Annotated in this window: 2 protein-coding genes; one reads left to right on the forward strand and one right to left on the reverse strand. The window is 58.7% G+C overall.

What is annotated here, in order from left to right; all coding sequences use genetic code 11:
• Positions 1–2152: PAS domain S-box protein (locus Q0341_RS00960; protein ID WP_299509949.1), on the reverse strand; the 2152-nt coding region annotated here is incomplete at its 3' end.
• Positions 2153–2324: 172 nt separating this feature from the next.
• On the opposite strand from Q0341_RS00960, the gene aceE reads away from it, so the two are divergent.
• Positions 2325–4453, forward strand: a 2129-nt coding sequence (gene aceE, locus Q0341_RS00965; RefSeq protein WP_299509950.1) for a pyruvate dehydrogenase (acetyl-transferring), homodimeric type, incomplete at its 3' end; no start/stop codon positions are given.

Here is a 4453-nt window from a genome sequence, read left to right on the forward strand (position 1 = left end):
GCTCGATCAGGATCGGGTCGACCAGCAATTGTGGCAGGCGGGCCGCCATGTAGTGGCTCAGGCGCACATGGCGTCTGCGCATTTCGATCTCGGCCAGTTCCAGCGATTCGCTGACCATGGCCGACACATCAGACAGCGTGCGGTTGGGCTCACTGCGTTTGACGAAGCTGCGGATGCGCAAAATGATCTGCCCGGCACGCTGAGCCTGACGTGCTGTTTTGTCCAGCGCAAACAAGAGGTCTTCTTCTTGGATCTGTTTGGACTGGATGCGCGAGACCATGCCGCTGCAGTAGTTGCTGATGGCAGTGAGCGGTTGGTTCAGCTCGTGGGCCACGCTCGAAGCCATCTCGCCCATGGTGATCAACCGGCTCGCGTTTTGAGCACGCTCGGCTTGTTGGGCGGCCAGCTCTTCTGCTTGCCTGCGTGGCGTGATGTCGCTGGCGATCACCATTTGGGCCAAGCGCCCGTCGGCCCAATTGATGTAACGCGAGCGCACTTCCAGCCATTTGCCCAGTTCGGCCACATAGATTTCCGCATTTTCGGATCTGGCGACGGTCAGGCTCTCGGTGGGCAAGCCGGCCATGTCGTCCACGTCGTCTGAGGCTTTTTCGCCGCTGTAAGCCCCGGCTTGCTGCACCAAGCGCAGGTGGCCTTCGGTGGTTTGGTCAAACCACAGCCGGTACAGTTTGTTGGCAAACAACAGCTCTTCGCTGCCCAGCGGTGCCACAGAGACCGAAGCGTCCAAAGCCTCCAGCACGATGGTGAAGCGCTCATGGGCGCTGGCCAACTGTTCGCGAATGCGGTTGGGTTCGGTGATGTCGGTCATCGAGGTCATCCAGCCCGTTTGGTGGCCTGTGGCATCGATCAGGGGCGAGACGTACATCCGGGCGTCAAACAACTGGCCGTTCTTGCGTTTGACCCTCACCTGGAAGCCGCCCGCCGAGTGCTGCCCGCTGATTTCTTCTTCCAGCCGCCGCATCAGCAATTCGCGGTCTTGGTCGGGCCAATAGGGAAAGGGCGCCACCGCCCCCACCAAGTCGGCCTCTTGCCAGCCTGTCATTTGGCAAAAAGCAGGGTTGACATACGTGATGCGCCCACGCAAATCGAGTGCGCGCATGCCGGTGAGCATGGAGTTTTCCATGGCCCGACGGAAATTGGTCTCGGCCACCAGCGCTTTTTGGGCCTGCAGCCGTCGGCGTGTGTGTCGCCAGTTGCCAATCAGCATCCAAGCGGTCATGGCACTGAGCACGGTGACCAGCCAGAACAAACCGCTGCCCACCAGCCCTTGAGAGGTGCGCCAGGCCTGCGCACGCAGCACCAAGTCGTTGCCCACGGGTGAAACCGGGACCTGGTAGTCGTTGTATTTGTTGCCGCTGCCGGGCAACAGGCTCCAAAGGGCGGTGCGCTCGGGAATGGTTTGTCCGGCCAGCAAGCGGTTGTTGCCGTCTTGCAGGGCCACGGCATATTTGGCCAGCACTTCGGTCGGAATGCCGTAGCGCAACAAACCTTCCATGCTGTATTCCGCGAGGATCACGCCGCTGAAACGCCCTTGGTTGGTGCTTAGTGGGGTGTGCAGTTGCAACACGCTCATCTGGCTGTCGCGCTCGGCCTCGGTGTCCATCTGGCCGTAAATGGGCTGCATCAAGTCCCGAGCCAAGCTGAAATGGCTTTCGGTGCCCCCAATTTGCAAGACCGACCCAGCGCGCAGTTGTTTGCTCTGGGACATGCTGGAGACGCTTTGGTTGGCCATGATGCGCCGGCGGTCATCGATCCAAGTCAGCGACAAAAATTCGGGGTATTGCTGAACCAAGGCTTCGGCACGCAACAAAAACTGGTCCTTTCGAACGTCTTTGTTGGACACATCTCGGGCCAGTCGCATGACTTGCTCCTGGCGCTCCAGCAAACGCAGGCGCAGTCGCTGCTGCGCGTATTCCACATCTCTTTTGATGGCTTCTTGCTCGCGCTCCATTTCTTCCACGCGCAGATACCAAAATGCCGTAGCAATGGCCGCCAAAAACAAGACCACTGCCGCCACGGGGGCCAAGTTGGCAAAACGGTCTTGTCGGTTGGGTGATTGGCGCCGCCACCAGGTACGCCACCAAACCCATGGCCCCACCTTTTTCACCACCGACGCTGCTTTGTTCAATTCCATGGACCGAGTTTAGGTGACCTTGCCCCGGGGCGAAGCGCCAGAGACAAAAGCTGTGGGTGAAAAAAACCCATTAAATTTTGCAATGCGAAATGTGTGCGCACAATTTGAAATTTGATGCGAAATATGTGAAAATTCCGCCCACCTATTTGAACAACACCGACAGGAGACAAGCATGACAGCGGCAACACCTCAGCAGCCAGAGCGGGATCTGGACACCCAGGAGACCCGTGAATGGATGGACGCCTTGTCCGCCGTGATTGAAAAAGCTGGCCCAGAGCGGGCACACTTTTTGTTGGAAGAGTTGCTTGAAGAAGCGCGTCAGCACAGCATCGACTTGCCGTTTTCGGCCACCACAAGTTATGTGAACAGCATTGAGCCCAACGAAGAGGCCCGCTGCCCCGGCAACATCGAGATCGAAGAGCGCCTGCGGGCCTACATGCGCTGGAACGCCATGGCCATGGTGGTCAAGGCCAACCGCCATAACCCCGCCGATGGTGGTGATTTGGGCGGTCACATTGGCTCGTTTGCCTCCTTGGCCCACATGTTCGGTGCCGGTTTCAACCATTTTTGGCACGCCGAGAACGAAAACCACGGCGGTGATTGCTTGTACATACAGGGCCATGTGTCGCCAGGCGTGTACGCCCGCGCTTATCTGGAAGGTCGATTGACCGAAGAGCAGCTGCTCAATTTCCGCCAGGAAGTGGACGGCAAAGGACTCTCCAGTTACCCGCACCCCAAACTCATGCCCGAGTTCTGGCAGTTCCCCACCGTGTCGATGGGTTTGGGCCCATTGATGGCCATCTACCAAGCCCGCTTTTTGAAGTACTTGCACGCCCGTGGCATTGCCAACACCGAAAACCGCAAGGTCTGGGTGTTCTGCGGTGACGGCGAGATGGACGAGGTCGAATCGCTGGGCGCGATTGGCTTGGCCGCGCGCGAGAACCTGGACAACCTGATTTTTGTCGTCAACTGCAACTTGCAGCGCCTCGATGGCCCGGTGCGCGGCAACGGCAAGATCGTGCAAGAACTCGAAGGCGAGTTCCGTGGTTCCGGCTGGAACGTGATCAAGCTGCTCTGGGGCAGCGAGTGGGACAGCCTGTTGGCCCGCGACAAAGACGGTGCCCTGCGCAAGTTGATGATGGACACGCTGGACGGTGACTACCAGGCCTTTAAAGCGAATGACGGCGCTTATGTGCGCAAGCATTTCTTTGGCCGCGATCCGCGCACGCTGGAAATGGTGTCGCACCTGTCGGACAACGACATCTGGAACCTCAAGCGTGGTGGTCATGACCCACAAAAGGTCTACGCCGCTTACCACCAGGCGGTCAACACCAAAGGTCAGCCCACCGTGCTGCTCATCAAGACCGTCAAGGGTTTTGGCATGGGCAAGGCCGGTGAGGGCAAGAACACCGTTCACCAGACCAAGAAGCTCACGGACGACGACATCAAGTACATGCGCGACCGCTTCAACATTCCGATCCCCGACAGCGAGCTGGCCAACATTCCTTTTTACAAGCCTGCAGAAGACACGCCGGAAATGCGTTACCTGCACGAGCGCCGTCAGGCCTTGGGTGGCTATCTGCCCAAGCGCCGCGCCAAGGCCGAAGAGAGCTTCACTGTGCCTTCTTTGGAAACTTTCAAGGCCGTGATGGAGCCCACCGCCGAAGGCCGTGAAATCTCCACCACCCAGGCTTATGTGCGCTTTTTGACGCAGCTGCTGCGCGACCAGGCCTTGGGCCCACGCGTTGTGCCGATTTTGGTGGACGAAGCCCGCACCTTTGGTATGGAAGGCCTGTTCCGCCAGATCGGTATTTACAACCCTGCAGGTCAGCAGTACACCCCGGTCGACAAAGACCAGGTCATGTACTACAAAGAAGACAAAGCTGGACAGATCCTGCAAGAGGGCATCAACGAAGCCGGCGGCATGTCGAGCTGGATCGCTGCGGCCACCAGCTACAGCACATCCAACCGGATCATGATCCCGTTCTATGTGTACTACTCCATGTTCGGCTTCCAACGCATTGGCGACTTGGCCTGGGCGGCGGGCGACATGCAAGCGCGCGGCTTCTTGCTGGGCGGCACTTCGGGCCGTACCACCTTGAACGGTGAAGGCTTGCAGCACGAAGACGGTCACAGCCACATCATGGCCAACACCATCCCCAACTGCGTGTCGTATGACCCCACCTTCGCACACGAAGTGGGTGTCATCCTGCACCATGGCTTGAAGCGCATGGTCGAGAAGCAAGACAACGTGTTTTATTACATCACCTTGCTCAACGAAAACTACGCGATGCCAGGCCT

The organism is uncultured Limnohabitans sp., assembly GCF_937889215.1.
GTDB lineage: Bacteria > Pseudomonadota > Gammaproteobacteria > Burkholderiales > Burkholderiaceae_C > Limnohabitans_A.